The organism is Aerococcus sp. L_32, assembly GCF_050689315.1.
In genome coordinates this window covers 1-3628 of sequence record NZ_JBOEQF010000215.1, presented here as the reverse complement: position 1 = coordinate 3628, position 3628 = coordinate 1, and the positions used below count along the sequence as shown (strand labels likewise).

Sequence of the window (3628 nt, the reverse complement as noted above, 5' to 3'; positions counted from 1 at the left end):
TGGTGGCGGTTCCTTCGGTGGAGGTGGCGGCGGCGGTGTTCGCTAGTCTGTCACAATATAAATGCGAACAATAATTGTATTAGCCAACTAGACTCGTTTTAGTTGGCTTTTTTATTTACGAATGATTTCAAACATTCATAACAGAATTTTCAATAATAAAACTTATTATCATTAATGATGTGTAAAGTTTTAGCCAAATTAAAAAATTAAAGTCTAATAAATAAGTAATCAATAAATAAATTTCCAAGATTTTTATCTCTTGAAAGTTAATTTAGTTCTTTTTGGCCGCTCAATCGTGATATATTTAACAGGATGAGTTTTCGTATCAAGACAGGAATATTTAAATATTTCTAATTAGACATATTATATAGATTAAGGAATATAGGAGGATAGCATGATTGTAAATGTCTTAGCAAATATGGCAATTGTTTTTATGGATATTTATTTAGTTTGGCGTTGGCGCTATAGTATTGAGGAAAGAAGAAATCCAACCAACAACCGTAACCTATTTATTGGCTTACAAACGGTAGCGGGTGTTTGCTTGATGATGTCATCCTTTATCGTTGATGGTGTGCGTTTTGACTTCAGGTCGGTACTATTCGCCTATACCCTGGTGTATTTGGATCAGGAAATTGCCCATCCGACAATGGTGTTGGTTGCCATATGTCGTTTTTTCTTTGGCGACTTTACCTTGTCCAGTTTAAACCTCTTAATTGTCTTAGCCTATATTTTGCTGAGTTTAGGTGTCCTTGACCGTATTAAAGCCAAGTATTCAGAGTTCTTCCAACTGTGGTTCTTAGTAATGTTGGCTATTGTCATTACTGTGCCAATATCCTTTATTCGATTAGAAGATCCCTACCACGTATTTTCAGCTTACTTATTGCTGGTTGTTTTGTCATCGGTATTCATATACTTTTCTTACCACTTCACCAACGATCTAGACAAACTCTACCAATCCTCAGTACACGACAGCCTAACAGCCCTATATAACGCCCGGAAATTAGATGAAGACCTTGGGAAAATTTCAGAAAGTAATCATTCCTATTCGCTATTAATTCTTGATATTGATAATTTTAAAAATTTAAATGATACCTATGGTCATCTTGTGGGCGATAAGGCACTCGAAGAAATAGGCATCGTCTTGAATAATTTAAAGTCTAATTTATTCGATTATTACCGGTATGGTGGGGAAGAATTCGTGAGTTTAGTCTTTGATGAGACGGGACAAAAGACGCTGGATTTAGCCGAATCTATCCATGACAGGATTGCTGAAATGCCGCTATTTAGTGAAGAGGGCGAGCCTTTGAAGATTACAGTTTCAATTGGAGTGGCCCATAGAAAACCGCATGAAGATATGAAAATTACCTTATTGCGGGCTGACCAAGCCTTATATCAAGCGAAACACCTAGGGAAGAACCAGACGGTGAACGCTAAAGGCGGGTTGATTTTCGATTAATTGATTATTTTCAACTGAATCTTTCACATTTTTTAGTCTTCAACGATGATTCTCAGCCCAAAGATTGATACAATTAGTATTAGATAAGAGTATACTGGACTCGTCTTATTGAACTGTCTAGTAAAAAAGGAATTGAAAGAGGAGAATAAATGAATAATAAAAAAGATGCCGTCTTTTCGGCAGATTGGTTTATCCGTGTTCTGAAGGGGGCAGCTGTTGGAATAGGAGGAATTCTACCAGGTCTTTCAGGTGGAGTCCTAGCTGTCATTTTCGGCTTGTACGATCAAATTATTAACTTTTTAGCTAATATTACTGAGAACTTCTGGAAAAATGTCCGTTACTTTATTCCAGTTGGGATTGGTTTTTTATTAGGAATCTTAGTATTTTCAATTTTCGTTGAGAAAGCTTTTGGACTTTACGCAGCTATTTTTATTACCTTATTTATCGGCTTCGTAGTGGGGACTTTACCATCACTATTTAAGTCGGCTGGAAAAGAAGGGCGCAGTACATCTGACTTAGCCTTGCTTGCAGTAACTGCAGTCATCATTTTCTTGATCATGTTCTTAGGTGGTCAAGGGATTACACAAGTACAACCATCATTTATCGCCTGGGTATTATCAGGTGCTTTAATTGGTTTAGGGGTTATTGTACCAGGGATGAGTCCCTCAAATTTCTTAATTTATTTTGGTTTATATGACAAAATGGCCGCTGGTATCGCAGCTCTTGATTTTTCAGTCATTATTCCATTAGGATTAGGTGGATTACTGTGTGTCATTGGTTTAGCGAAGGCTGCTGAATGGGCCTTCAAACATTACTACTCTAAAATGTACCACTTTATTTTAGGGACTGTAATTGGTTCATCGATTGCCTTATTCCCAACACAAGTATTCCCAGGTTTCTCAGCTGAAGGTTTAGCAAATTCTGGTTTATCATTCCTGAATACATTGATTTGGTGTGTGATTGCCTTTGTATTAGGGACAATCTTCTCATTATGGTTCTCAAAAATTGAAGAAAAATATTCAAATGACTAAATCGTCTAAAAACAGGCACTTCCTTTTGTGGGGAGTGCCTGTTTCGTTTTACGGATAATAATTTATTTTGTATAATGGAATTATATGAAAAGGAATTTCTAGGGAAGGGAGTGTTTTGAATGAATAAACGGTATGATGTATTTAGACAGCAGATAAATAAGGTGTCAGGCTTATATCTAGATTATCAGAACAACCCATTTTCCGATGAACTAGTGCACGATTTGCGTGTTTCAATTCGAGAATTACGTGGTCTACTTAACTTTATAAAAAAGCGTATGGACAAAGACCATTATAACAAGTTGAACCAGCAATTGGGTGCAGCAGCGCGCGTATTTGGGCCCCTTCGTGAATTGGATGTGCTTTATGCATATTGCGAAGATTATGCAGTAAATCATCCTGAAACCAGCGAGGCTTATTACCAGCTGTTTAACACCTTCGTGAAAGAACGTCGGATAGAAATGAACCGGACTTTTAATAAGGGCAATAGCGCCACCATTCAGCAGGCTATTGAGGATGCGAAAGAAATCCTTGAACTCGACCTATTTATAAATAAGAAAGACTGGAAAAAGTATACGCTTAAACGCCTGAAAAAGAAGGATAAAAAATTGCGATACGCCTTTAAGACAGTGGATATTTCTGACTACGAGGCAGTCCACGAAATTAGAAAGAGTGCCAAGAAGGTGCGGTATGCAGCCACTTACTTCGACGAGACGGTTTCTAAAGACTTAAACCGATACAGAAAAGACGCCAAGGCCATTCAATCTGAATTCGGTGAAATTACAGATGCGTATGTCAATTATGATTTACTGACAGAATACGCATATAAAGTGAAAGATGAAAATGTGCGTGACTTATTAATTCAAATTCGCGATGATATCGAATTCGCGGAATAAATTTAAGCATAAGATAAATACACAAAAAGCAGTTGGATTTTCCAACTGCTTTTTGTGATTTTTTGCTATTTGAAAGGATATGGCGCCTTGCACGCTCATTCAAAATCGGGATCGAGCGACTCGCACCTTACATAGTCGATTTTAAAATGTCAGACTTCGCTGACATATCACCAAATCCTTCAATATCTTTCAGATCTAGAAGGACTAGTTACAGTACGGCTAGTCTAAGCGACATTTTTACCATCCAG

Annotated in this window: 3 protein-coding genes; all 3 read left to right on the top strand. The window is 37.3% G+C overall.

Going from position 1 to position 3628, the window contains the following annotated elements:
- Positions 1–394 precede the first annotated feature (394 nt).
- The 3 genes from ACRCJ0_RS10665 to ACRCJ0_RS10655 all read left to right on the top strand — a co-directional run bounded on the left by ACRCJ0_RS10665 (position 395) and on the right by ACRCJ0_RS10655 (position 3380).
- A complete protein-coding gene (locus ACRCJ0_RS10665; RefSeq protein WP_431390423.1) occupies positions 395–1456 on the top strand; it encodes a GGDEF domain-containing protein in 1062 nt (353 codons plus the stop codon).
- Positions 1457–1605: 149 nt separating this feature from the next.
- Positions 1606–2487 (top strand): DUF368 domain-containing protein, encoded by an 882-nt coding sequence (locus ACRCJ0_RS10660; protein ID WP_419971416.1) that lies wholly within the window; start codon positions 1606–1608, stop codon positions 2485–2487.
- Positions 2488–2606: 119 nt separating this feature from the next.
- Positions 2607–3380, top strand: coding sequence for a CHAD domain-containing protein (locus tag ACRCJ0_RS10655; RefSeq protein WP_419971417.1), 774 nt, complete (start codon positions 2607–2609; stop codon positions 3378–3380).
- Positions 3381–3628 lie beyond the last annotated feature (248 nt).

Bases quoted from the DNA above. Each gene is read 5' to 3' on its own strand.
- ACRCJ0_RS10665 (WP_431390423.1), top strand. From the start codon at position 395: ATGATTGTAAATGTCTTAGCAAATATGGCAATTGTTTTTATGGATATT.
- ACRCJ0_RS10660 (WP_419971416.1), top strand. From the start codon at position 1,606: ATGAATAATAAAAAAGATGCCGTCTTTTCGGCAGATTGGTTTATCCGT.
- ACRCJ0_RS10655 (WP_419971417.1), top strand. From the start codon at position 2,607: ATGAATAAACGGTATGATGTATTTAGACAGCAGATAAATAAGGTGTCA.